This window comes from Halorhabdus sp. CBA1104 (genome assembly GCF_009690625.1).
Classification (GTDB): domain Archaea; phylum Halobacteriota; class Halobacteria; order Halobacteriales; family Haloarculaceae; genus Halorhabdus.
Genome location: NZ_CP033878.1, coordinates 1,508,874 through 1,532,449 on the forward strand (window position 1 = coordinate 1,508,874; position 23,576 = coordinate 1,532,449).

Sequence of the window (23,576 nt, forward strand, 5' to 3'; positions counted from 1 at the left end):
ATGGACGACTGGCTCATCGACGACGAGCGACTGTCGATCGAACGGAAATCAGTGCTCCCTGGAGAGGGGTTTTTCTACCCGGAGACGCTCGAAGAGACCGAACGCGAACGCGAAGCCGCCGATCGACTCACCGACGCCGAGACGGTCGTCATCGCCGACACCGACGCCGACGGCCTTGCCTGTGTCGCCCTGTTGGAAACTCAGTTCGGCGAGGTGTCACTGCTCCCGGCCAGCCCCCACGACCTCGGCCGGGCAATCGAGTGGGCCGCCGAATACGTCGATCCGGGGACGCATGTGTTCGTCTGTGATCTCTGTCCGGACGCTCCCGAAGACCTCGACGCCCTGGGGGCACTGGTCGATCAGGCTGGCGCTGTCCGATGGTTCGACCACCACCAGTGGGAACCCGATTTGGCGGAGGCCGTCGAGACTGCCGGCGTCGAGTTGACGGTCGGCGACTCCGAGGCAGTCTGTACGGCTGACGTTGCCCTAGGAGAACTCGACGGTGACTTCGAAGAGCGCTTCGTCGAGCTAGCCGCAGTGACACGCGACCACGACCTCTGGATCCGGGAGGATCCACGAAGTGACGATCTCGCGGATCTCGCCCACTGGGTCGAGCCCGACGAATACGTCGACATCATCCGCGAGCATGGGGCCGACCTTCCGCCCGAGGCCGAAGAACTGCTCGCCGAGCGACGCATCGAAAAAGACGCCCTCATCGAGAAGGCCGTCGAACGCGCCCAACTGCGCGAGATCGGTCCCTGGACCGTGGGAGTGACCTACGGCCGCTGTTCGCAAAACGAGGTTGCCCAAGCCCTGCGCGAACAGGGTGCCGACGCCGCTGTGATCGTCAAGCCGGCTGGTTCTGCGAGTATTCGAGGGACCGAGACCTTCGAGCGCGCCCACGAGGTCGCCGCTCAGGTCAACGGGGGCGGCCACCCGAAAGCCGCCGGCTGCAAACCGGACGTCTACGACGACATGCTCGATTACGCTCACCACTGGACGACCAGGGGCGCGGTGGCGAAACAGGCGATTATCGATGCGTTCCGGCGGCTCGAGGTCGAAAGCGACTGAAACCCGGGCCGGACACAACCGTCAGTCGACCAGCGCGTCGTCAAGGACGAGCTCCCACAACCCTGCCAGCACGACGAGCCCGGCGACAACAGCGCTCTCGCGGGGGCCGTACTGAAGTGGAAAGACGAACAGACCCAGAAAGACGAGAACGCCGGCAACACCGGCCGTTCCGCCGAGGATCAGTTTGTGGCGATCCATGCGGACCGACGGTTCGAGTCGCCAACCTGAAAACCGTTACTGTCGATCAACGGTATCCGCGACCCACTTCTCGCTGTAGCGTTCCCCACAGGCACAGACCGCATAGGCGTGAATGACGTCGCCCTCGGCGTATAGCCCGCCGACATCCTCGTTCTGGGCTTCAGCGAACGCGAAGACGAAGCGGACAGTGTGATCCTCGTCGTGGTCATCGGCAGCCACAGGACAGGTGCCACCAGTCAGGTCGTCGTCGATGTGGCCCTCGGTGTCCATGGCCTCCTGGGCCAGCGCCATCGGGTCGATGTCCGTCGCCGACTGGAAGGCACTGCGGCCGTCCTCGCCGGGCAACACGAGAACAACACCGTCCTCGACGGACTCAGCATACGATTCGAGCGCTTCGGGATTCGAGACGGCCGCCTCGTGGAGGAAGACGGCGACGTCATCGGGTCGGTCGCCGGCCAGAAAGGCCTCGCGATCGGTCATACCGCAGGCGACGGCACAGGGAGGGAAAAACGACTCGGAGGCGATCGGTGATCGGTACTGAAATCTGAAGCGGTCAGATGTTGATGACGCTAGAGACGACGAACTTCGTGAAGATCGCGATGACCGCGCCAACCCAGGTTAACACGACGAAGTGCATGTAGCTGTTGAGCTTGTGCCCCCGTCGGTGGTCCGGATCATCAGCGCCGACAGCATGGCGTTGAACACGATGACGATGATGAGCAGGAACTCGATGACGGGGATGTCGTAGACAGAGGTGTGAACGAGGGCATTGACCTCGAAGCGGCTCCCAGTGTCGAGATTCAAGCTCATTTCGGAGAGGATATTGACGACCTGCAGCCCGATGAAGAAGGCGAACGTCGAGGCCGCAGAGATCCCGTAGAGGACGCCGATGAGAGTCGTCGTCTCCTGGTCGCGTTGCTGGCGGAGTTGCTGGACTTCGTTCATGTTCTCGCTGATGAGTTCGCCCAGTTGCTTCGGAGAGCCACCCATCTCACGGCCAACGAGGTACATCTCGCTGAAGGTTTGGATGAGATAGGAGCGACACTCCGCGGTGAAGTGCCCCCACGCTTTGGCGGGCTCGATACGCATATTGAGCCGCTTATAGAGGTTGTCGACGTTCTCGGTGAGCGGGCCAAAGTCTTTGCTGCGTAGCGATTCGAGGACCGTCCCGGTTGTGGACTGTTTTGCGCCTTCCGTCGAGCCGAGCGCGCGGATGAAGCTGGGATACTCCTCGTCGCGAGCCTTGATCTTCTTTTCCTCACGACGGATCACGAGGCCGGGAATGAGCAACGGAGAAATTGGGACAGCGGCATAGAACGGGAGCGGAACAGGGTCCCAAATCGGGACCAACATGTTCAGCGTAATCGGGCTGATGCCCGCTGCCCCGCCGAACGTGATAAGCGCGAGCACGACCGTCAGGAAGACGCCAGCAGCGAAACTCAGGTTGAGACGGCGCTCCATCGGCGACGTGATCTCTTCGGGATGGTACCAGACGGGATCGTACGGCGCAAGCGATCGAATCGCGACGAAGAAGCCAGATTGAACGAAAATAAAGAGGACGATGACGGCGCTGACGGTCATCATCGGGTTCGTCCCCGTCAGGATCGGGAGGACGACCGCAAACACCAGGGCGAACGTCATCGAGAGAATCATCGACAGATAGAGGTCTTTCATGACCTCCAGATTGCCGAGCGCGCCCTCGTAGACGGTTTTGTAGTTGTCGATGATCATGTCCTGCTCGGAGAGCAGGTAGTCCTCGAGGCTCTGGCCGGCCCCGAGCGTGTAGCCGAGCCGATCGAAGAAATCGGAGACCGGCTCGCTCGGGACCTCTTTGGCCCGCCGCCTGAGGGCATCGTCAAGACTCAAATTCCACGTATCGACCAACTCGACGACCCGGCCCATCTCCGTGGCGAGTTCGCCGTACTCGTCTTCTTCGGCCAGCGCCCGAAAGACCTCCATCCGGTCGATTTTGGTCGTCGCCAGCACCGTCATGTGCGTGACCAGCAGGTGAAATCGGTTGTTCAGCGCCTGTCGGCGCTGGGAGAGTTGGACTTTCGGATAGAAGACTGCCGCCCCGAACAACAGTAACCCAAGCAGCGGGAACGGCAAGGCAATCGCCAGCGGGAGCGGGATTACGACCGCGACCGCGATGGTAATGACGAAAAACACGAACGCTGGCAGCAAGATAGCCAGCAGATATCGCTGGATCGGGATTCCCATCCGACGGTAGGAATCCATCAGCGAAGCTATCGTACCGGAGATCGTCAGGTCGAGGGTGGCTTCTTCGGAGGCCATCAGTCTTGGCGGTGGATATCGAAGGAGAGCCCCTCGACACCGTCCCGTTGGAAGTTCTCGATCATCTCGTTGACCTCGTGATAGCCCAAGATGTTCTCCTGGATCGCCCGTTCGATGAGGCGAGCACGGAACTTCAGGTCGTCGTAGATGTCGCGCGTGTCCTCGTATCCCAGCAGCGTCGCGATCTGCTCTTCGAGGACGAAAGAGTTGTTCATCCCCTGGAAGACGATCTCGTCTTCGACCGGATCCCAGTAGAAGCTCTGGCGAGTGACGACACCGTCCATCTCCTTCGAGTACCCCTCGATTTCCTGAACGGAGGTCACCCGACGAAGCACCTCGTCACCCTGCTTGACACGGTTCTGGAACAGTGCGATGTCGGCGACGTCCATGAACGTCTCGGGGACGTTGATCGGTTCACCGGTAAAGCGCTGGATCATCGAAACGATGTCGGCAGCGTGGAAGGTCAGCATGACTGGGTGGCCAGTCTGGGCGGCCTGGAACGCCATTCGCCCCTCCTCGCCACGGACCTCGCCGACGATGATGTAGTCAGGACGAGACCGGAGCGCGGCGGCGACGAGATCGAACATGTCCACGTCCGTGCCCTCGTCGTCACCCTCGCGAGTGAGCAGTTGCTGCCACGTATCGTGTGGCGGGAGCACCTCCGCGGTGTCTTCGGCAGTGTAGATCTTGTTGTCCCGGGGGATGAACGACATGATGGAGTTCAGCGTCGTCGTCTTCCCTGAGGCAGTCTCCCCGACGACGAAGACCGTCTGCTCGTTCTCCAAGGCGAGCCACAGATACGCCGAGAGCTCGGGGCTGAGGGTCCCCCACTTGGTAATCTGGAAGATAGAGAGGGGTTCGCCCTCGTTCTGTCGGATCGTGAGTGACGGGCCTTTGACGGAGATGTCGTCCGAGTAGATGATGTTGATACGTGAGCCGTCGGGCAGCGTCGAGTCGATGATCGGGTCGCTGTCGGAGACGGGGTCGCCGATCCGCTCGCCCATGTTCCGCAGCCACTGTTCGTACTCTTCGGGTTCGCCGAAGTCGACGGTCGTCTTGATGAGGCTGTAGACGGAATGATCGACGTAACACTCGTGGGGACCGATGACGTGGATGTCCTCGTTGGCCGGGTCGCGCATCACCGGCTCCAGCGGGCCGAGGCCGACGATATCTCGGTTGAGTCGGTAGCGGATGTTCTCGTAGGTTTCCTCGGTCACCTCGACTTTCCCGATGTTGGTGATGTCGTTGAAGCGACTGAGGACGCCGTTCTCGTCACCACTCGACTTGACGGCCGTCGTCTCCTGGAGGAGTTCTTCGATGCGGTCGTCGTACTCGGCCTCTTCGCTTGGGGCCGGCTTCATCACGCTCTTTTCGAGCAAGCGATTGCGCACCTTCTCGAAGACGGTCCACTCGTCGTCCTCCAGTTCGGGCTCGATGGCGTAGTACTTGATGTCCTGTCCGATGTCACCGTAGATGTGCGTGTAAATCGGGCCACCGACGGGGTAGATGATGTTCGGGCGCTGGGACTCGTACTCCCCGTCGGCCTCGTCGACGAACATGGGGAACTCGCCGGTGATCTGCTTGAACTTCTGGAGGTGATCACGGAGATGGGGCCGTCTGGCGGCGTGTTGGCGGAGTTCATCTGACGGTTTCGGTCTGCCGTGATCTGTCATAGTGTGTTTGTTTTAGGCCACGCTGCGTGATTCGATGACGATGCCTGTCCCCGAACGGACTGAGTACCCGATCGTGTCCCCGACCTGCTCGCCCATGCCGGCAAAGCGTTTCACCGAGATCTGTCGGCGAACGTCGTTGCCGACCTCGACCATCTCCAGTTCGATGAACACGTCGGCGATTGCCCGGAACGGGCCGATCGCATCTTCATCCAGCGTCGAGGGATCGACCGTGAGCATGATGACTTTCCCCTCGGCGATGACGTCCCGGAAAAAGGAGATGATCTCCAGGGCAGCCTGGCGTTCCTCGTTTTGGCGGACGAGGGCCTCGAACTTGGGGTCGTTCCGGAGGATGGCGTCGAACGTATCGATGATAATGACGTCCGTCTCCCACATCACCTCGGCGTCCATCAGGCGTTTGAGCAGGTCCATCCGATCGGTCTCCTCGTCGCCGCCCTGGAACGTGTTCGAATCGCCAATGTCTGCGTGCAGGAACAGCAGATTCTCGTCGAGGATATGCTCGACCATGCCGTAGTCGAGGCTGTGCATCTGATCGAGAAAGCTCCCGACCGTCAATTCAGTCGAGAGCATCGTGACGGACTGGCCAGTCTCACAGAGCCCGTAACTGAACCGCTGGCTCATCGCTGACTTCCCGGCCCCGTAGTCGCCCTCTACGAGGACGATACTACCAGGAGGGATGCCGCCGCCCAGTTCCTTGTTGAGTCGATCCCGCTCGTCTAGGCCAAGCGAGTAGAGGTCAGTTGTTGCGATACTCATGTGCGAAATTCGAACACCTCCTCGTCACCGTTGATCGTAATCTGGACACGGTGATCGCCACTCGAAAGGTCCGGGGCCGAAATATCCATCCGGACGACGTTTCCGATGGCCCAAGTCTCCCCGTCGACGACCGTCACCGAGAAGTCAGTCTGGAAGCGGCCATCGAGCAACACGTCCATCACCACGGGATCCGGGGGCAGGCTCTGAGAACCAGTGTTCTTGACGTACAGGGTGATGTTGCCGTTCCCGGAGCGGTCGTAGACGGTCGCACCGCTATCGCTGATGAATTCGATGTCGGTGCGAACGTCGTCACTGACGTCTAAGCCGAGTTCGTCGACGGCTTGACTGAGTTCACCGACCGTGTTCGTGAGCACGCCAGCGACGCTGGCTGCGACGAGAATGCTCGCGATGAAGATGATCAGGTGAGACGCAGAGACACTAGCCACGCACGACCACCTCCGTACTGGCAACCCCTGGACCGGAGACGATCTTGATCCGGTCGGGCTGGCTAGTGGCCGAAACGTTGTATCGCAACTGCTCGCCCGGCAGCCACAGGCCCGTCCCAGTGTCACCGTCGACAGACCGCTCGGCGAAACTCGTCTGGTAGTCGTTGTCGACGATGAGGTCCGTCCCGTCGACGGTCAGTTCGGACGCACCCGTGTTGTTGACCGTGACGATGAGACTGTTGTTGGCGTCGTAATACGTCGCGTTGTGGACCGCGATGGCCGTGTTTTGCTGGGTGAGCAAGTCATCCTCGGCTGCGTTACGAGCGTCTGTTACCCGCTCGACGGTGTTGAACGCGGCAGTGTGGAACATCCCGAAGGCGATGAGCGTCGCAGCGAAGATGATCGCCACCGAGGCACTAACGCTGAAGCCCATCTGCTCCACCTCCAGCCATAGTTGGCATCTGTTCGAGAGCGACTGACTCGGCACCGCCGCCGTTCAACTGACTCACGTACCGGAGGCTCTTGGTGTGGTGATCGATAGTCAACGTCGCCGGTTCGCTGTCCGCGTCGAACCCCTGCAGATACGCCTGAAGCTGGTCGGCGACGTCCTCGTCGATCCAGTCGATGCGCTCGTAGTAGTGGATCGCCTCGGCAGTGGCTCGGATCCCGACTTCCTCGACGAGGAATTCGAGCCACTCGACGACGATCAAGTCGGCGAGAAAGCCATCGGGGAGTTCCGTGAGGTACGGCTTCCCGTCCTCGCCGCTGGCCGATTCCTCGGCCGTGTCGGCCTGATCGCTCGCCTGAGTGTTCGACTGAGAGTCCGCATCCGCCGTCGGTTCCTCGACAGCCGCCTCGTCTACAGTCGCCGAGTCCACACTTTCGGCACTGTCCGCAACACCGTCGGCAGCGGGCTTCTCAGCGTCGTCAGTCTCTGCGGCTGCGTCGGGGTCGGCCTCTGTGTCGACTGCGTCCTGTTGTTCGTCCTCGTCGATGACCGTATCGAAGAGGTCGTCGTCCGCAAGCGCGTCGTCGGCTGACTCGTCTTCGAGTTCGTCGAAGGCATCAGCTGATTCGTCCTCGATCTCGTCGAAGGCGTCAGCCGATTCGTCTGCGAGTTCGTCGTCAGCTTCGGTCGCCTCGTTGTCCGAGCTCGTCTCGTCTGCCTGCTCGGCCTCGTCGCCCTCGGCCCACTCGGCGTCGCCCGACTCGTACTCGTCTTTCAGTTCCGCAAAGGACTTGCCGCCTTCTTCGCCGCCATCGCTTTCGTCGCCGTCCGCATCCATCTCGAAGTCATCGTCCATCTCGAAATCGTCGCCGTCGTCGAAATCCTCCTCGAACTCGTCGTCGAAGGCAACGTCCTCACCACCCTCCTCAAGCTCCTCGCCCCCGAGAACGTCACCGACGTCGGTGTCGGCCTCGAGTTCGTCGTCGTCCTCGACGAGATCCTCGTCGAAGAACCCCTCTGCATCGGCGTTGGCGATATCTTCTTCGAGATCGTCGTCGGCCTGGTCGTCGTCGCCATCGTCGAACAAGCCAAACGATTCGTCGCCCGGGCCACCGAGTCCACCGGCATCGATATCGTCCGCGAAGGGATTGACACCGCGGGTCACCATCTCGTAAATGTCGAGCAGCTTCCGGACGTTCTCCTCGACGTCATCGACCGTCTCGGAAATCTGTTCGTTCTCGTTGCGGACGGTGTTGACCGTCGAAGACAGACTTCCGACTTCCGTTTCGAGTTCGTCCAGTCGATGTTCCAGCTCGTCCGTGTCTGACCCCCCGTCCATGTCGCCGAACTCGTCGTCTTCGAATTCCCCAAACTCGTCACCACCATCGTCGAGTCCACCCAGCTCACCGAAATCGTCGCCACCGCCTTCCTCCGGCATCAGTCCCTCGCCACCGCCTGCATCGTCCGGTTGTGCCTCCTCGTCGTCGGAAAGAATCGAGTCGAAAACTGACCTGATACTCATACCGACAAAGCCCACTGAGAGCAGTGCGACGAGCAACGGCTCCGGCGACACTGCTCCGGCCGGCCCCAGGAACCACCCGCCGGCATCCAACACGGGCCGACCGGCCGCCGTCGTTACGGCCGATTCGAGCCACAGGGACGAGAGACCACTCATCACAACAAAAGTAGCCGCTCACACCCTTCAATGTACCGTTTAGAGTATCATATCTGATAACTGATTGTTCTATTCCGCGAGACGGGAAAGAAATTAGCGTCTGACGCCCCCAACTGGACGGTACGTGGCGGCTCCAGGACCCTCGAAATATCGATTTTCGGAACGACCATTGCGTTGACTGGTCGTGGCCGAGAACGTGAAAAGATGCAGAGGGGTATCGGACAGACGGCGATCTCACAGACGACGGGAATCCATGTTCGCGCTCTTGACGACGAGATCGCCACTGCTGCCCTCGAACCGGAGCGATCGCCCGTGGTTGCCGCCGACATCCTCGTTGACGACGGGGATGTCCATCGATTGGAGCGTCTCCTTGACGACGGTCGCGTTCCGAGCACCGATCCCGGACCCCTTTTTCGAGAAGTCCAACATGTCGCTGCCACCAGCGATCTTGGCGATCATATCGGATCGGTCAGCGCCGGCAGTTTCCATCTCGTCGACGAGCGTTTCGACCCCGGTATCGGCGAACTTGGCAGGATTGCCACCATCGACCTCGTCGGCTGCGGGCAACATGACGTGGACCAGTCCTGATGCCCCGATGGCCTCATCCCGGATCGCAACGCCGATACACGACCCGAGTCCGCTGGTCGTCAACACGGCCCCGTTCGTCGAGACCTCGTACTCGGCGATACCGACCTTGATCCGTTCGGTCGTACTTGCATCCGCCTGTTCCGAGCCGTCGTAGACCTTCATTGGAACAGTTCGTCGGGATCTGCCTCAGTTTTGTCTGCGCGCTCAACCATGAGTTCGTCCAGGGCCTGGCGTAACTCGCGTTCGTTGGGGAGTGCGTGAATCTCGGCTTCGAACTCGATCTCGTCAGTCCGCATCCGAGAGTCGATACTGAACGCGTGTTCCTGGTGTTGGCCGACCTGTGCAGCCAGCGGGTCGAGGATTGCCTGGCCCATATCGTGGACCAATCGCGGAGGCGTATGATCGACAGACGTCTCGAGGACGTTGGCCCAGCCGTCGACGAACCCACTGGTCATGATGTTACCCAATTCCTCGATTGCAGCGGTGTGCTGGTCCGTCAATTCGTCGCTATCGACGTCAGTTGGCATCAGCGCCTCGGCGACGTTTTTGGCCGACTGCTCGTCGAACAACACCAGAAGGAAGCCACTCGGGAGGCCAGTAAACTCCACGACAGTGCCGACGTACTGAGCGTTCCCGATCTGCTTTGGAACGTCCTCGATGCGGGCGAAGCTGATCTGGCTCACTTCCGCCTCCGTCTCGATGCCGGTCATCATCGAGACGTTGTCGGCTGCCTTCTCGGTCCCACGCTCGGTCATCCGATTGAACACCTGCAGCTTGTCGATCGGAATGGCGTCGCCCGCGGTGTCGGCGTGGGTCATCATCAGATCGGTCAGCGAGTCGTAGTCGGGCAACATGTAGATGTAAAAATCGACTGACTCTTCGAGCCACTCGATTTGACTCTTGAAGACGAACAACTGGTCGGCACCGTCGGCTGGAGTCTCAGACGGCTTCGAATCGGGAATGACGTCCCGGCCGACTCCCTCGATGTACGTCGGTGGCGAGTGATCGATCGTCGTCTCGAGGTAATCGGCCCAGCCGTCGATGAACCCACTCATCATGATGTTGCCGATCTCTTTGACGCCGCTTTCGGCCATCTCGGCTGCGGAGTCTCCCGGAAGCAGGGCGTCGGTAAGCGTCTCACTGCAGGACTGATCCATCACGAGAGCGGTCTGGCCGGACAGTTCGCCCTCGAAGTCGAACTGGACGCCGACGAAATCCCGCTCGTCCAGTTGCTCACCGATATCGTCTCGGTCGACCAGCGTGATCTTGGTCACGTCGACCGCTGCATCGATGCCTGTCATCTGGGCCATCGATGCAGTCGCTTGCTGGGCACCCTCGTGAGCGAGCTGATTGAACGTCCCGAGCGACTGAATATCGACCTTCATCGGTCAGGATGGAACGACGTCTTCGATGGCTTCCATCACGCTCGGTTTCTGGAAGGGCTTGGTGATATACCCGTCAGCACCCGCCTTGACGGCCTCTTTCATCTTCTCTTCCTGCCCGACACTCGTACACATGATGACGTTGGCACTGGGGTCTGTGGACTTGATCTCGTCTGTTGCTTCGATCCCGTCCCTGATCGGCATGACGATGTCCATCATGACGAGATCTGGGTTGTTCTCTTTGTAGGCCTCGACGGCTTCGACGCCGTTCTCGACCTCGTCGACGATCCGATGATCTTCCTCCAAGATCTCACGTAGCAGGTTCCGCATGAACTCCGAGTCGTCCGCGATCAATACTTCTGGCATGTCTTGTACCTCGCAGGTTGGCGAATTCAGCAAATAAATGCTTCCGTACGATTATCGCGATTGATACCGATTTGAGTAGCCGATAACCGAACGACGGTCCGCACAAGTGCAAGACACGCCGGGGACTCACAACTCGAAGCCATCCTCATCGACGCATTCCAGGAGGTCTCCGATCGAATCATCCGGCCCAAGGTCGTGTGATTTTACGAGCGAAGAGAGGCGCTCTGTTGGGTAACTGATCGGAACGTTCGATTCGGTGAGTAAGATCCCGAGAATTTCTTCGACTGGTGTCTCGCTATCGATGTGCTGGGCGTACCAGAGAATCAGGCTTTCGAAGATCGTCACCACGTCGTTAGACATCATCCGCCGTTGGGAGACACGCCCGTCGAACGTCGCCGTGACGTGAAAGCCGTACCGAGAATTAGCCGATTTGAAGGACTCGCGCAGCCAGGCTTCGATGTCCGCTTCCGTGAGTTCCTGAGAGTCAGTCTGCTCCGTAGTCGCTGACGGTGGGTCTGTCTCGTCGGATTGTCGCTGTGTCGAGGGCGCAGAGTCTGATTCGTCCCGTTCGTCAGGCGCATCCGCAACCGGATCAGCAGAAGTCGACGGTGCGGAGTCGGTAGTGCCGATTCCGTTAACGTCACCGATCGGATCGTTCGGAGAGACGACGTAGCGACCGTCTTCGATCTCTGCGACGTGCTCATCGTCAGATATGTCGAGCTCTTCCGGTGCGAGCACACGACCATCATCCTCGTCGTCAGGGTCGTCCCCCGTCTCCATGCATGAGATTCAGTGACGGGCGACAATAATTCCGTCGGTGGGAGGAACTTCGATAGTCAAACAGCGACACTTCGAGAGAGGGAAGGACCAAGTCGTTGTGGCAAAATACAAGAAGAAACGGAAGTCAGCTTAGAGAAGGACAGTTTTCTTCCCGGAGAGAGACTGTGGCACGACCAGCGTTGAAGTCGTCGTCCCGCCCGACCGGGTGTTGATCGTCACTTCGACCGTGTCACCTGCTTTGAGAGGCGATATTTTGTTGCTGTCGGCGCTGTTTTGGAGAGTAATGGGTGACGTGCTATCGTCAGTACTCACGAAGTGCAAGACAGCACGGTCAGTCTGAGAGTTTAGCGTGTCGTCGTTCGAGATCGATGAATCGTCCGCTCCTTCGTCGTCTCGGAGTGCCGACCAGTTGAACACAGCATCACCCTGAGGATTGTCAAGCCGATCTGAGACGAGGTTGAAACTGTCAGTATCAGTCACCCACTGGATTGTCGTCTCGTTCAGATTGACGTTGTTCGATCCTGGGGCCAGCCGCACCGTCATATTGACTCGGTCCACGGATTCGCTGGTCGTGTTCCCGACAGCGTTTTGGACGAGCAGCCGATTCGTGACCTGCTCGGCTGCTTGTTCACCACTCTCTTCGGCACTACTCTGCAGGAACCCAGCCGTGTTGATCAACACGCCCGCCGCGATCGCCGCGACCAGCACCATCGCGATGAACACGATCAGTGTGCCGATCCCGACCTGGGCCCGTTCGTTCCGATTGGTGTCGTTGCGTTCGAACATTGTCTGTCCACTTGGGCTCTACTTCTCAGAGGCTACCGAATTGTCCTCGTGTATTCACTTAAGAACAATCCCCTAATTATCGGAGTTGAAAATATCTGTATAGGCCGAAAAAACAGGCACGCAGAACCGAAAAAGACTGCGGAGTTGGCCTAGAGGGAGACAGTTTCCTTGCCGGAGAGGGACTGTGGCACGACCAACGTCGAGGTCGTCGTCCCGCCCGACCGGGTGTTGATCGTCACTTCAACTGTGTCACCCGGGTCAAGCGCCGAAACGTTATTCCCAGTAGTGATAACAGAGCCGCTAGTATCCTCATCACTGGGGAAATGCAAGACAGCACGGTCAGTCTGAGAGTTTAGCGTGTCGTCGTTCGAGATCGATGAATCGTCTGCTCCTTCGTCGTCTCGCAGTGCCGACCAGTTGAACACAGCATCACCCTGGGGATTGTCGAGTCGATCTGAGACGAGGTTGAAACTATCAGTATCAGTCACCCACTGGATTGTCGTCTCGTTCAGATTGACGTTGTTCGACCCTGGGGCCAATCGCACCGTCATGTTAACTCGATCAACTAAATCGCCGGTCGTGTTCCCGACAGCATTTTCGACGACCAGTCGATTCGTCACTTGCTCTGCTGCTTGTTCACCACTCTCTTCGGCACTACTCTGCAGGAACCCAGCCGTGTTGATCAACACGCCCGCCGCGATCGCCGCGACCAGCACCATCGCGATGAACACGATCAGTGTGCCGATCCCGACCTGGGCTCGCTCGTTCGGTTTGTCGCTTTTGCGTTCGAACATTGTATCTCCGCCTGGGCTCTACTTCCCAGACTCTATCCGAACAGTTCTCACGCGTTCACTTAAGAACAGGCCCCCGATTCTCATGGATGAAAATGTCTGTTGAGGTCGAAAAATCGGCACGCAGAACCGAAGAAGACTGCGGAGTTAGCCTAGAGGGAGACAGTTTCCTTTCCGGAGAGGGACTGTGGCACGACCAACGTCGAGGTCGTCGTCCCGCCTGACCGGGTGTTGATCGTCACTTCAACCGTGTCACCCGCTTCGAGAGCACTTATCGTGCCAGCGCCTGAGCTGTTGACGAACGAGCTAGAGCTATTTGTCTCGAAGACCAGGACTGCCCGGTCAGTTTGAGAGTTCAGCGTGTCGTCGTTCTCAATCGACGAGTCGGTCTCTCCTTCGTCATCCCGAAGTGCCGTCCAATTAAACACGGCATCGCCCTGGGGACTGTCGAGTCGATCTGAGACGAGGTTGAAACTGTCAGTATCAGTCACCCACTGAATCGTCGTCTCGTTCAGATTGACGTTGTTCGATCCTGGGGCTAGTCGCACCGTCATGTTAACTCGATCAACGTCCTCGCCAGTCGTATTCCCGACAGCGTTTTCGACGACTAGCCGATTCGTCACTTGCTCTGCTGCTTGTTCACCACTCTCTTCGGCACTACTCTGCAGGAACCCAGCCGTGTTGATCAACACGCCCGCCGCGATCGCCGCGACCAGCACCATCGCGATGAACACGATCAGTGTGCCGATCCCGACCTGGGCTCGTTCGTTCCGATTGTTGTCGTTGCGTTCGAACATTGTATCTCCGCCTGGGCTCTACTTCCCAGACTCTATCCGAACGGTTCTCACGCATTTACTTAACAATAGTCCCTCGATTATCGCACATGAAAACAACAATCACGGGCAGAAATGAGTGGTAACAAAATCGAAAACAGCGGAGAAACCACCCAACAGAAAGAGCAAGCGCGCAACGTCAAGCCGATTCGATCACGCCTCGTACGTGACGAGACTGTACATCACGAACAAGTAGCCGAACGTGGTCAGTCCACTATTGACGAGCAACAGCCCCCGCGTTCCGCTGAATCCAGTCAGGAACGCACTGATCATCGTCGACGCGGCGCCCGCGACTGCCAGGGCAAACCCCAACGACAGGTGAAGCATAGCACGACGCGACGTCTGAACGTACGCCCGCATTGCCATCCCGACCATCGTCAGGCCTGCGACGACGAAGACGAGCGTCAACACCGCATAGAGGAGTTCTATCACTGGCACCGACTGATGATTACCGAGGTCACCTATTAAATCATTCCTCGAAAATATCTGCTTTGATAATCGGCCGGTCCCGGCCAGAGTAGGCACGTATGCAGTAACAAACGACGACAATATGGCGGTAGGGGCGACGACGAATAGAAGACGGGCGACACACGCGCAGGCGCGCTAGGACTCGGATAACGTACGCCAGGCTTCGTCGAGTTTGTTCGTGACTTCCGATCGTTCTTCGACGTCGATCAGCATCGATTCCTCGAAGGAGACCTCGATTGCGTCGACGTTCCGCCGGTACACCTTGATGCGTCGACGGTCGTCCGAGAGAACGTTGTCGTGGAGCTCGAGCAGATTGTGGTCGGTGAGTTCGTCGATCCGCCGATAGCACGTCGCGATCGGGATATCCAGCTGATCGCTCAACTCTTGGGCAGATTTCGGTTCCTCGGTCGCGTCCAGAATCTCGGCGCTGTACTTGTTTCCGAGGGTCCGGAGCAAATCGACCGATACCATTGTTATCAGATAATGAAGCACAGTAAAGTAAAGGTATCGACCATGAAAGCGCGGTAAAATCGATATCCCGAGACGGAAGCGAGAAATGACGTTTGACGGCGATTGCGGTGGTGAAACGGTCGTTTTCACGAATGAGAAGAGATTCTCACTACGGGAGAGGGGCTCAGAGCGGCGACTCGGAGTCGTTCATCATCGAGAACGCACTGGCGTTGTCGTGGACCGCAATGCCACCCTGGGTTATTTCCATGGGATAGATATCTGTCTCGATATCTTGTTTGCGCATCTTCGCGACCCAGACGTAGCGGTTGACGCCAGATTCTGTCGGCGTCTGGATGAGGTAGATATTGCCGTCGGTGAGGAAGTTCTCCAGTCCGATATCAGTATCCGGGAATACCGTCGACTGCTCGTTCGTCAACAGGCTCGTCAACCCGTTTTGTTTGAGGATGTCGGTGAACTTCAGGAGATACGTCCGGTGTTCGCTCTCGTCGTCGAAAAAGAGCTCGAACATCGCAAGTGAGTCTAACACGAGCCGATCGTACTCGTCTTGCTCGATGTCGTCGAGGAGGACTTCGAGTGTGTCCGAGAAATCGTTCTCCCGCAGGAGACGACGCTTATCGTAGACCTTGATATCGCCTGCCTCGACGTGTTCGGCCCACCGATCGAAGCCGATCGACTCGGCCGCAGCGGCCAAGTCCTCACGATTTTCCTCGAAGGACAAGAAGATCCCACGCTCGTCGAACTGCTCGACGCCGTTGTAGATGAACTGCAAGCCCAGGATACTCTTGCCAGCGCCGGGCGTCCCGATAACGAGCGTCGTCGAGTTGGTGACGATCCCGCCGTTGAGGATCGAGTCGAGCCCGTCGATACCGGTTGTGGTGAGTTCAACCATCGTAGATAGTCCCAGGTTGGGTCATAGTGGATTGGTAGGCGAACAGTCAAAAAGGCTTCTGCATCGTGCGGGGACTGACCGTACGGCGACAGGCGTTACGCCGAGTGTACCGCGACTGGATCGACCCAGATCACGAATCCGTCGTCGCGTTTGACGACGCCCTTGATCGAGGCCGCGCCAGCACCGGCGGGCGAGGGGTCGACGTTCTCCTCGTCGACCGCCCGAACCTGATAGACTTCGTCGACGAGCCACCCGGCAGCTTCCTGATCGGCCGTGATTTCCGGATCGAACACGATGATCCGGCGCTGCTCTCCGGACTCTTCGATGTCGAAGACGACCTTCGGATCGACGATCGAGGTCGTGCGACCTCGGAGGTCCATGACACCCTCGACGTGGCGCGGCGAATTCGGGACGGCCGTGAGCTCGCCGACGTCGACGATCTCGGTCACGTAGTCGATACTGACACAATACCGCTCGTCGCCGAGCTTGAACTCTAGGACTTGGCCGGTCGAATTTGACATCTGTGATAGCCTCCCAGTGGCGACCGCTCCGCGGTGGGGGACGCCGCTGAATCGTTTCTGACCATTAGTTCCGCGAAAATCACCTTAAGTGTGTTCATCAGGTTATCAGCGATGATTCCGACGGCGGAGTCTTTATTTGCTGCGTTGGGCAAGATTGTCCAAGGAGTGACCCGCCAATGACCGGACGAGATCGAGCCGCGGTGATCACCTTTAACCGAACTGCCCCATAGGGTATCATACTGAATATGTCAGCACGGTCATCGCCTCGCGCCGTCGTCGCGGATGACAGCCATTTCATGCGGAGTGTCATCTCGGATATCCTCGAGGAGGGCGGAGTCGAGGTCATCGCGACTGCGAAGAACGGTCGCGAGGCAACCGAAATCGTGTGCGAGCAGGAACCGGACGTCGTGACGATGGACGTCGAGATGCCGGAGATGAACGGCATCGAAGCAGTCGAGCAGATCATGGCCGAGTGTCCGACGCCGGTCCTGATGCTCAGCGCCCATACCGACGAGAACGCCAACGTGACCTTCGAAGCCCTCGAAAAAGGGGCCGTGGACTTCTTCACGAAACCCGGCGGCGAGGTGTCCATGGAGATGTCCCGCCTGAAAGACCAGCTCGTCGAAATGGTGCGGACGGTTGCGGACGTAGACCCAGTTGCGAGGGCCGCCCGGAACAGTCAAGGAGCCACGACGGAATCGGCGACACCAGCCGGTGGTGCCGAGCAGTACGTCGACAATCCGACGCTGGTGATCGGTTCCTCGACGGGAGGGCCGACCGTCGTCGAACGGGTCCTCTCGGAGTTGCCCGTCGCGGCCAACTTACGGATCCTCGTCGTCCAACACATGCCCGACGAGTTTACCAGCCGATTCGCCAACCGACTCGATGGCCGCAGCGAGTACACGGTCCGTGAGGCCAGCGACGGCGATCGGATCGGTGGCGGTGATGCCCTCGTCGCAGCGGGCGGCTATCACATGGAGGTCTCGAACTACACGCATGGACGACTCCGCGTCGCGTTGACCGAAGACGCGCCGGTCAACAGTGTCCGGCCGTCGGTCGACGTGACAATGGAGAGTGCGGCAGCCGCGATTGACGATCCGCTCGTCGGCGTCATCCTCACTGGGATGGGCGAAGACGGTGCCAACGGCATTCGTGCGATCAAAGATGCCGGTGGCACGACGCTCGCACAGAACGAGGCGTCTTCGGCGGTCTATGGCATGCCAAAGCGAGCCGTCGAAACCGGAAAGATAGACGACGTCTGTTCGCTCGACTCGATCTCGACCCGGATCATCGAGGCAGTCAAACCGGAGGTGCACTAATCACAATGGACGATCAATACCTCGACGCCTTCATCCGCGAGAGCGAGGAGGCGATCACGCAGTTGAACAACTCGTTGCTCGAACTCGAATCGGACCCCGAAAACCAGGAGGCGATGGAATCGATCTTCCGGACGGCCCACACGCTGAAGGGTAACTTCGGCGCGATGGGCTTTGACGACGCCAGCGACCTGGCCCACGCGGTCGAAGACTTACTCGACCAGATGCGCCAGGGCGAGATGGAGGTCACCCCCGAAGTAATGGACCTCGTGTTCGCCGGTGTCGACCAGATCGAGGCCATCGTCAACGAAATCGAGCAAAGCGGTGAGCCGACAGCCGACACGACCGCCATCGTCGATGACATCCGGACCGTCATCGAGGAAGGATCCCAAGCAGCTGGATCCAGCGGCGACGAAAACAGCCAGGAGTCTGCTACCGAGGACACGGCAGACGACGACACCGACTCTACGGACAGCGACGTGACGGCAATTCTCGACCGGACCGACGTCCCAGAACCAGACGAGGGCGAGGTCTATCACATCGACGTCGACGTCGGTGACGGGAACATGCAGGGTGTCGACGCCATGTTGGCCGTCGAATCACTGGCCGAGTCGCTTGACCTGCTGGCGACCGATCCCGATCGAGATGACGTCGAGAACGGGGACTTCGAGGATCGATTCTCGGTGTTCGCCGCTGCTGGGGACGAAACAACCGTCCGAGCCGCAATCGACGAGGCAGGTTCGATCGAGCGGGCGACGGTCGACGACGTCACAGCGGCGGTCGCCGCCGCCGACACTGGGTCCGAAGACGACGATGCTGGGGCAGCCGCCTCCGCCAGCAACGGGGACTCGTCTGTCGACGAGATCAAATCCGTCCGGGTCGACGTCGGTCAACTCGATGATTTGCACGGCCAGGTCGAGCAGCTGGTGACCAGCCGGATCAAGCTCCGGCGGGCGACCGAACAGGAGAACGTGGATTCGGCGACCGAGACACTCAACGAACTCGATAAGATCACTGCCAACCTCCAGAACACGGTCATGGACATGCGGTTGATCCCGTTGCGAAAGGTCGTCGGGAAGTTCCCGCGGCTGGTCCGTGACCTCTCACGGGATCTGGGCAAGGAAGTCGAGTTCACCATCGAGGGCGAAGACATCGAACTCGACCGGACGATCCTGACCGAGATCTCCGATCCGCTGATGCACATCCTTCGGAACGCGGTCGATCACGGGATCGAGTCGCCCGACGAGCGCGAACGCGCGGGCAAGCCTCGCGAAGGGCACATCGAACTGCGCGCTCGCCGTGAGCGCGACCACGTCGTCATCACCGTCGAGGACGACGGGGCCGGGCTGGACGTCGAGGAGATCCGCGAGAAAGCCCTCGAAAAGGGGGTTCGATCCGCCGAAGAGATCGAACGGATGGACGATTCAGCGATCTACGATCTGGTCTTTCACCCCGGGTTCTCGACGGCTGAGGAGGTCACCGACACGTCGGGCCGCGGGGTCGGTATGGACGTCGTCCACGAGACAGTAACGCAACTCGATGGGTCCGTCAACGTCGAATCGACACCCGGAGACGGAACGTCCGTCTCGCTACGCCTGCCGGTGACGATGGCCATCGTGAAGGTACTGTTCGTCCAAGTCGGTGACGAGCAGTACGGCATCCCGATCAAGAACGTCGACGAGATCACCGCCGCCACGGAAGCCCGGACGATCAACGGCAGCGAGGTCATCAAACACAACGACGAGATCTACCCGATCATCCATCTCGAAGATGCTTTTGATGTCCCCGGGGAGACGAAAAACGGCGACGGCATGCTGGTTCGCGTCCGGGAATCGGAACGCAAAGTGGCCTTACGCTGTGACGAGGTCAACAGCCAGGAGGAAGTCGTCGTCAAGCCCCTCGAGGGAATCCTCTCGGGGACGCCCGGACTTTCGGGCACGGCGGTCCTGGGCGACGGGAACATCGTCCACATCCTCGACGTCGTGACGCTGTAGACCGGTGACCTCATTACCAACGAGCCATGAGAAAACATAACGTGATGCATCGATGAGTCGCCGGTCGGGATCACAGCGGGGATTCGAATCGCTGCTCGCCTACATCGGGTCGGAACTGGCCTTCGAGTCGGACTTTTACAACGACTCCTACCTGGATCGCCGGATCACTGCTCGCATCCGGCGGACCGGGAGTGACGACTACCAGGCCTACGAACGACTCCTCCAGCGCGATTCGGACGAGCAAGCAGCACTGTTAGACTCACTATCGATCAATGTCACCGGCTTCTTCCGGAACCCGGACGCCTGGGAGGGGGTGCGGTCGGTTCTCCGGACACTGACGGCTGAAAACCGCCAAGTGCAAGCCTGGAGTGCGCCCTGTGCGGACGGTCGCGAGCCCTACTCCCTGGCGATGCTCGCTCTCGACGATCCGGAAATCGACGCCCGTCGGCTGGATATTCTGGCGACAGACATCAACCCGGACATCCTCGAAGTAGCTCGGGAGGGGGTTTACGAGGCCTCACAGACGTCGGATATCGCCGAGGAATTAGCGCCGCTGACGAACAACCAGCAATACGTCGATCGTGATGCAGACACCTTCTCGGTGACCGACCGTGTGAAGAACATGGTCACCTTCGAGCAACACGACCTCATCAGAGGTGACCCGAAACAGGACCTCGACCTCCTGTTGTGTCGGAATTTCCTCATCTACATCGACGGCTCCTACAAGGACCCGATCTTCGAGACGATCCGCGGGTCACTCCGGGGCGGCGGCTACCTGATGATCGGCATGACGGAGACGATCCCGGCCGGGGCGCGCTCGGATTTCGACGCGGTCGACAAACAACACCGGATCTACGAACGCCGCTGACATGTCTCTGTTCGATCTACACCGGGAAGGCAACGTTCAGGAACTCATCAGACTGCTCCGTGAGAGTGACACCGAGGAAGTCCGCCAACGAGCCGCCGAAATGCTGGGTGAATTCGGCGAGCACGAAGATCGGCGAGACATCATCAGTGCGCTGGTCAGAGCCGCCAAAGAAGACGACGCAGACACGGTGACCGCGGCGGCCGTCGACTCACTCGAAGAACTCGGCCAGGGGGCCATCGAGCAACTGATCGAGACGATGGCTAGCGTCGATTTCGAGGGCGAGGAAGCAGAGTGGGTGCGTGCGAAGGCATTCGTCCAAGCACTGGATGCCGGCATTCCGGAGTTGCGGATGGCCGCGGCAAACGGACTCGGGCAGTTCGGGGAGAGTGACGCGGTCGAACCGCTAGTTGGGTGCTTCGAGGACGACGACCCACGCGTTCGGGCACGCGCAGCCCGGGCCTGCGGGTCGATCGGTGATCCACGAGCCTGTAGTCCGCTCGAAACACTACTCGACGACAGGGTCGCAAGCGTTCGTCGCGAGGCAGCCGATGCCCTGGGACGGATCGGTAATCGCCAGGCGTTGCAGGCGTTGCTCGAGATGTACGACGACCCGTCCGATCAGGTCCGCCGGGTGGCCGTCAGCTCGTTTGGCAACTTCGACAACGCTGCCCCAGTCGACCCGCTGGTCACGGCGCTGAGCGACGAATCGGCGATCGTCCGCCGAACGGCAGTCTACGCGCTCATCCAATTGCTTGCGAACGTCCCGACACAGAAGAGTCACCAGATCCGCGAGGAGATCGTCGACAAGTTGAGCGAGACCGACGACGAGAGCGTCGTCGTGCCTTTGGTCGAAATCATCGAAGAAGGAACCCAGGCGGCCCAGCGACGCAACACCGCGTGGTTACTCGGGCGTGTCGTGACGGACCCGGACGAGCGGGCAGTCGGCGCACTGATCACCGCACTCGAAGACGACGATCAGATGACCGCCCAATTCGCCGCGACCAGTCTGGCCGAGCTAGATGCAGACGAACGCGTGGCCGATCGGCTGCTCGACGTCGTAACCGACACGGACCGTCCGACCGACGCTCGCGCACAAGCGATTTTCACGCTCGGGAAAGTCGGCGGTGAGGAAGCCAGACAAACACTCGATACGTTGCTCGACGAGACCGACACCGAAGAGATCCGAAAGCGAGCGTTCTCTGCGATCTCGAAGCTCGGCGGTCGGTCGTGAATCGTCGCGAGTGACCGACTACACCGAGGGCGATCAGGCGAAGAGTGGAATCTTCTCGGCGGCGACAGTCTCCCAGTTGGCGTTCTTGACCGTGATACGGCCGTCACGCTCGGGTGCGATCGGGGTTTCGGCTTCGATACGGCGGATGAGCAGACTGGAAAGCAACGGGCCGTTGACCGGCTTGAGGGTCTGTGGAGCGTCGGCTAGCATCTCGTAGCCGTCGCCACCACCAGAGATGAAGTTGTTCGTGGCCAGAGCATAGGTCGTGTCGGGATCGAGTGGGTCCCCATCGACAGTCACCTCAGTGATACGCTCGCCGACCTCGTTGCTCATGTCCCAGGTGTACTCCATGCCGGCGACCTGTGGGAACCGGCCGGAGAGACGCTCGACCTCGCTGACTCCGTTCTCGAGGGCCGAGCGGAGCGTTTCGCCAGTGACTTCCAAGACAGTCAGGCGGTTGCCAAACGGGAAGATGTTGATGATGTCACGCTGGGTGAGCGTTCCGGGTCCGTACTGTTCGCTCGTTCGGATTCCGCCGCCGTTCATGAGCGCGACGTCGACATCTGCATCGAGGTGGTTGCGCATCTTCTCGGCGACGTAGTTCCCGAGGTTTGACTCCTCACGGCGAACGACTTTTTCACGCGCGTCGAGGGTCGTCTCGGTACGGCCGATTTCCTCTCCGACTTCTTCCTCGAGTTGGTCCTGATAGGACCGCACGAGGTCTGCCACTTCTGTGTTTGGTTCGAGGCCGCGATCGACCGCTTCGGCCAGCGAGTGACGGGTGAACTCGTGGGAGACGACCTCGCCGTCCTCGACATCGAGGTGAAGTTCGGCGAGATATTTGAACTCGTCTCCGATGATCGAGACGAGACTGCCGTTGACGACCTTCGGCGTCTCGTAGTCGAGTGCCGCGTGGTCGCCGACGTAGGCGTCGACGCCGTCGACTTTCGGGGCGACTTCCTCTTCGACGACCGGACTGGCCACGTGTGAGAGAACGACGACGACATCAGCCCCTTTTGTCGCATCTCCGGGACGACTTCCTGTAGCGCAGATGCCGGATCGCGCACTTCGGCGTTCCCGACCGTCGCGACGTTGGGCGTCTCTTCAGTGAGGATGCCCGTCACGCCGACTGTGATGCCATCGACTTCGGTGAGTTCGTATCGCTTTGCGCCCTCCGCTTTAGCGAACATCTCTCCCGTCTCACCGTTGATCGTGTTAGCACTGAGCCACGGAAAGTCGCTGTTTGCGACTTGCTCGCGGAACGTGTCCGGCCCCATGTCGAAGTCATGGTTGCCGAACCCATCGTAGTCGAGCGAGCCGGCGTTGAGGGCGTCGACGATGTGTTTGCCGTCGAAGACAGACGACAGGACTGACGACGCGAGGTCGTCACCGACCCCGAGGCGCAGGGCATTGGGATATTCCTCGTTGAGTTGATCCATCAACCCGATGTAGTTGGCGATGTTCTCGGTCTCGTCGAGTTCCCCGTAGCGACCCTGCAAGTGGGTATCGTGAATGATCGACACCGTACCAGTCGCCGATTCGGTTTCTGTCGGCGTTTCCGTGGGCGTTTCGGTCGCCGTCTCGGTCGGCGTCGCAGTTTGGGACGGTTCGGCCGTCTCCGTCTCGTCCGACGACGAACAACCGGCCAGGCCAACGAAGACGCCTGCCGATCCGATCGTTTTCAGCAAAGTACGTCGGGAAACGGATGTGTT

At 59.7% G+C, this 23,576-nt stretch carries 24 protein-coding genes and 1 pseudogene; 5 read left to right on the plus strand and 20 right to left on the minus strand.

Annotated elements, in window-relative coordinates; all coding sequences use genetic code 11:
* The gene (locus Hrd1104_RS07620) at positions 1 to 1,071 is read left to right on the plus strand and encodes a DHH family phosphoesterase (protein ID WP_154552193.1); all 1,071 of its coding nucleotides are present in this window, start codon (positions 1 to 3) and stop codon (positions 1,069 to 1,071) included.
* 21 nt (positions 1,072 to 1,092) lie between these two features.
* Here Hrd1104_RS07620 and Hrd1104_RS07625 read toward each other — a convergent pair whose 3' ends face one another.
* The 19 genes and pseudogenes from Hrd1104_RS07625 to Hrd1104_RS07715 all read right to left on the minus strand — a co-directional run bounded on the left by Hrd1104_RS07625 (position 1,093) and on the right by Hrd1104_RS07715 (position 16,455).
* Complete coding sequence (locus tag Hrd1104_RS07625; RefSeq protein ID WP_154552194.1) at positions 1,093 to 1,269, minus strand: hypothetical protein; 177 nt, start codon at positions 1,267 to 1,269, stop codon at positions 1,093 to 1,095.
* 36 nt (positions 1,270 to 1,305) lie between these two features.
* The gene (locus Hrd1104_RS07630; protein ID WP_154552195.1) at positions 1,306 to 1,749 is read right to left on the minus strand and encodes a DUF5807 family protein; all 444 of its coding nucleotides are present in this window, start codon (positions 1,747 to 1,749) and stop codon (positions 1,306 to 1,308) included.
* Between the two features lie 73 nt (positions 1,750 to 1,822).
* Positions 1,823 to 3,564, minus strand: a pseudogene (flaJ, locus tag Hrd1104_RS07635) (archaellar assembly protein FlaJ).
* Positions 3,564 to 5,237, minus strand: coding sequence for a type II/IV secretion system ATPase subunit (locus tag Hrd1104_RS07640; protein WP_154552196.1), 1,674 nt, complete (start codon positions 5,235 to 5,237; stop codon positions 3,564 to 3,566). Before Hrd1104_RS07640 ends, flaJ begins: the two are co-directional and overlap by 1 nt.
* Positions 5,238 to 5,249: 12 nt before the next feature.
* Positions 5,250 to 6,011, minus strand: coding sequence for an ATPase domain-containing protein (locus Hrd1104_RS07645; protein ID WP_154552197.1), 762 nt, complete (start codon positions 6,009 to 6,011; stop codon positions 5,250 to 5,252).
* Entirely contained in the window at positions 6,008 to 6,457 is a 450-nt protein-coding gene (locus Hrd1104_RS07650) for a flagellar protein G (protein WP_154552198.1), read from the minus strand. Before Hrd1104_RS07650 ends, Hrd1104_RS07645 begins: the two co-directional genes overlap by 4 nt.
* The gene (locus tag Hrd1104_RS07655; RefSeq protein ID WP_154552199.1) at positions 6,450 to 6,890 is read right to left on the minus strand and encodes a flagellin; all 441 of its coding nucleotides are present in this window, start codon (positions 6,888 to 6,890) and stop codon (positions 6,450 to 6,452) included. The genes Hrd1104_RS07650 and Hrd1104_RS07655 overlap by 8 nt, the downstream gene beginning before the upstream one ends.
* Complete coding sequence (locus Hrd1104_RS07660; RefSeq protein WP_154552200.1) at positions 6,874 to 8,580, minus strand: FlaD/FlaE family flagellar protein; 1,707 nt, start codon at positions 8,578 to 8,580, stop codon at positions 6,874 to 6,876. Before Hrd1104_RS07660 ends, Hrd1104_RS07655 begins: the two co-directional genes overlap by 17 nt.
* A gap of 234 nt (positions 8,581 to 8,814) precedes the next feature.
* Positions 8,815 to 9,330 carry a chemotaxis protein CheD gene (locus tag Hrd1104_RS07665; RefSeq protein WP_154552201.1) on the minus strand — a complete coding sequence of 172 codons (516 nt, stop codon included), beginning with the start codon at positions 9,328 to 9,330 and terminating at the stop codon, positions 8,815 to 8,817.
* A complete protein-coding gene (locus Hrd1104_RS07670; RefSeq protein ID WP_154552202.1) occupies positions 9,327 to 10,553 on the minus strand; it encodes a chemotaxis protein CheC in 1,227 nt (408 codons plus the stop codon). The genes Hrd1104_RS07665 and Hrd1104_RS07670 overlap by 4 nt, the downstream gene beginning before the upstream one ends.
* A gap of 3 nt (positions 10,554 to 10,556) precedes the next feature.
* Positions 10,557 to 10,916, minus strand: coding sequence for a chemotaxis protein CheY (gene cheY / locus Hrd1104_RS07675; protein ID WP_154552203.1), 360 nt, complete (start codon positions 10,914 to 10,916; stop codon positions 10,557 to 10,559).
* A gap of 126 nt (positions 10,917 to 11,042) precedes the next feature.
* A complete protein-coding gene (locus Hrd1104_RS07680) occupies positions 11,043 to 11,696 on the minus strand; it encodes a hypothetical protein (RefSeq protein ID WP_154552204.1) in 654 nt (217 codons plus the stop codon).
* A gap of 129 nt (positions 11,697 to 11,825) precedes the next feature.
* On the minus strand, positions 11,826 to 12,482 hold the full coding sequence (locus Hrd1104_RS07685) for an archaellin/type IV pilin N-terminal domain-containing protein (RefSeq protein ID WP_154552205.1): 657 nt from the start codon (positions 12,480 to 12,482) through the stop codon (positions 11,826 to 11,828).
* Between the two features lie 149 nt (positions 12,483 to 12,631).
* Positions 12,632 to 13,276, minus strand: a complete 645-nt coding sequence (locus Hrd1104_RS07690; RefSeq protein WP_154552206.1) for an archaellin/type IV pilin N-terminal domain-containing protein — start codon at positions 13,274 to 13,276, stop codon at positions 12,632 to 12,634.
* A gap of 149 nt (positions 13,277 to 13,425) precedes the next feature.
* Positions 13,426 to 14,070: an archaellin/type IV pilin N-terminal domain-containing protein gene (locus Hrd1104_RS07695; protein ID WP_154552207.1), complete on the minus strand. Its 645-nt coding sequence runs from the start codon at positions 14,068 to 14,070 to the stop codon at positions 13,426 to 13,428.
* A gap of 189 nt (positions 14,071 to 14,259) precedes the next feature.
* A complete protein-coding gene (locus tag Hrd1104_RS07700) occupies positions 14,260 to 14,538 on the minus strand; it encodes a hypothetical protein (protein WP_154553218.1) in 279 nt (92 codons plus the stop codon).
* A gap of 171 nt (positions 14,539 to 14,709) precedes the next feature.
* Positions 14,710 to 15,045, minus strand: coding sequence for a helix-turn-helix domain-containing protein (locus tag Hrd1104_RS07705; RefSeq protein WP_154552208.1), 336 nt, complete (start codon positions 15,043 to 15,045; stop codon positions 14,710 to 14,712).
* A gap of 163 nt (positions 15,046 to 15,208) precedes the next feature.
* Complete coding sequence (locus Hrd1104_RS07710) at positions 15,209 to 15,934, minus strand: ATPase domain-containing protein (protein ID WP_154552209.1); 726 nt, start codon at positions 15,932 to 15,934, stop codon at positions 15,209 to 15,211.
* A 95-nt stretch (positions 15,935 to 16,029) separates the two neighbouring features.
* Positions 16,030 to 16,455 (minus strand): chemotaxis protein CheW, encoded by a 426-nt coding sequence (locus Hrd1104_RS07715; RefSeq protein WP_154552210.1) that lies wholly within the window; start codon positions 16,453 to 16,455, stop codon positions 16,030 to 16,032.
* A 245-nt stretch (positions 16,456 to 16,700) separates the two neighbouring features.
* On the opposite strand from Hrd1104_RS07715, the gene Hrd1104_RS07720 reads away from it, so the two are divergent.
* Genes Hrd1104_RS07720 through Hrd1104_RS07735 form a run of 4 tightly spaced genes read left to right on the plus strand, consistent with a single transcriptional unit; the run spans position 16,701 to position 21,864 of the window.
* Positions 16,701 to 17,774 carry a chemotaxis response regulator protein-glutamate methylesterase gene (locus Hrd1104_RS07720; protein WP_154552211.1) on the plus strand — a complete coding sequence of 358 codons (1,074 nt, stop codon included), beginning with the start codon at positions 16,701 to 16,703 and terminating at the stop codon, positions 17,772 to 17,774.
* Between the two features lie 5 nt (positions 17,775 to 17,779).
* The gene (cheA, locus tag Hrd1104_RS07725) at positions 17,780 to 19,765 is read left to right on the plus strand and encodes a chemotaxis protein CheA (protein WP_154552212.1); all 1,986 of its coding nucleotides are present in this window, start codon (positions 17,780 to 17,782) and stop codon (positions 19,763 to 19,765) included.
* A gap of 52 nt (positions 19,766 to 19,817) precedes the next feature.
* Complete coding sequence (locus tag Hrd1104_RS07730; RefSeq protein ID WP_154552213.1) at positions 19,818 to 20,633, plus strand: protein-glutamate O-methyltransferase CheR; 816 nt, start codon at positions 19,818 to 19,820, stop codon at positions 20,631 to 20,633.
* A 1-nt stretch (position 20,634) separates the two neighbouring features.
* The gene (locus Hrd1104_RS07735; RefSeq protein WP_154552214.1) at positions 20,635 to 21,864 is read left to right on the plus strand and encodes a HEAT repeat domain-containing protein; all 1,230 of its coding nucleotides are present in this window, start codon (positions 20,635 to 20,637) and stop codon (positions 21,862 to 21,864) included.
* A gap of 33 nt (positions 21,865 to 21,897) precedes the next feature.
* Here Hrd1104_RS07735 and Hrd1104_RS07740 read toward each other — a convergent pair whose 3' ends face one another.
* A complete protein-coding gene (locus tag Hrd1104_RS07740; RefSeq protein ID WP_195837559.1) occupies positions 21,898 to 22,848 on the minus strand; it encodes a bifunctional UDP-sugar hydrolase/5'-nucleotidase in 951 nt (316 codons plus the stop codon).
* Between the last annotated feature and the right edge of the window lie 728 nt (positions 22,849 to 23,576).

Coding starts and splice junctions, on each gene's coding strand:
- Hrd1104_RS07620 (WP_154552193.1), top strand. CDS start 1: ATGGACGACTGGCTCATCGACGACGAGCGACTGTCGATCGAACGGAAA.
- Hrd1104_RS07625 (WP_154552194.1), bottom strand. CDS start 1,269: ATGGATCGCCACAAACTGATCCTCGGCGGAACGGCCGGTGTTGCCGGC.
- Hrd1104_RS07630 (WP_154552195.1), bottom strand. CDS start 1,749: ATGACCGATCGCGAGGCCTTTCTGGCCGGCGACCGACCCGATGACGTC.
- Hrd1104_RS07640 (WP_154552196.1), bottom strand. CDS start 5,237: ATGACAGATCACGGCAGACCGAAACCGTCAGATGAACTCCGCCAACAC.
- Hrd1104_RS07645 (WP_154552197.1), bottom strand. CDS start 6,011: ATGAGTATCGCAACAACTGACCTCTACTCGCTTGGCCTAGACGAGCGG.
- Hrd1104_RS07655 (WP_154552199.1), bottom strand. CDS start 6,890: ATGGGCTTCAGCGTTAGTGCCTCGGTGGCGATCATCTTCGCTGCGACG.
- Hrd1104_RS07660 (WP_154552200.1), bottom strand. CDS start 8,580: ATGAGTGGTCTCTCGTCCCTGTGGCTCGAATCGGCCGTAACGACGGCG.
- Hrd1104_RS07665 (WP_154552201.1), bottom strand. CDS start 9,330: ATGAAGGTCTACGACGGCTCGGAACAGGCGGATGCAAGTACGACCGAA.
- Hrd1104_RS07670 (WP_154552202.1), bottom strand. CDS start 10,553: ATGAAGGTCGATATTCAGTCGCTCGGGACGTTCAATCAGCTCGCTCAC.
- cheY (WP_154552203.1), bottom strand. CDS start 10,916: ATGCCAGAAGTATTGATCGCGGACGACTCGGAGTTCATGCGGAACCTG.
- Hrd1104_RS07680 (WP_154552204.1), bottom strand. CDS start 11,696: ATGGAGACGGGGGACGACCCTGACGACGAGGATGATGGTCGTGTGCTC.
- Hrd1104_RS07685 (WP_154552205.1), bottom strand. CDS start 12,482: ATGTTCGAACGCAACGACACCAATCGGAACGAACGGGCCCAGGTCGGG.
- Hrd1104_RS07690 (WP_154552206.1), bottom strand. CDS start 13,276: ATGTTCGAACGCAAAAGCGACAAACCGAACGAGCGAGCCCAGGTCGGG.
- Hrd1104_RS07695 (WP_154552207.1), bottom strand. CDS start 14,070: ATGTTCGAACGCAACGACAACAATCGGAACGAACGAGCCCAGGTCGGG.
- Hrd1104_RS07705 (WP_154552208.1), bottom strand. CDS start 15,045: ATGGTATCGGTCGATTTGCTCCGGACCCTCGGAAACAAGTACAGCGCC.
- Hrd1104_RS07710 (WP_154552209.1), bottom strand. CDS start 15,934: ATGGTTGAACTCACCACAACCGGTATCGACGGGCTCGACTCGATCCTC.
- Hrd1104_RS07715 (WP_154552210.1), bottom strand. CDS start 16,455: ATGTCAAATTCGACCGGCCAAGTCCTAGAGTTCAAGCTCGGCGACGAG.
- Hrd1104_RS07720 (WP_154552211.1), top strand. CDS start 16,701: ATGTCAGCACGGTCATCGCCTCGCGCCGTCGTCGCGGATGACAGCCAT.
- cheA (WP_154552212.1), top strand. CDS start 17,780: ATGGACGATCAATACCTCGACGCCTTCATCCGCGAGAGCGAGGAGGCG.
- Hrd1104_RS07730 (WP_154552213.1), top strand. CDS start 19,818: ATGAGTCGCCGGTCGGGATCACAGCGGGGATTCGAATCGCTGCTCGCC.
- Hrd1104_RS07735 (WP_154552214.1), top strand. CDS start 20,635: ATGTCTCTGTTCGATCTACACCGGGAAGGCAACGTTCAGGAACTCATC.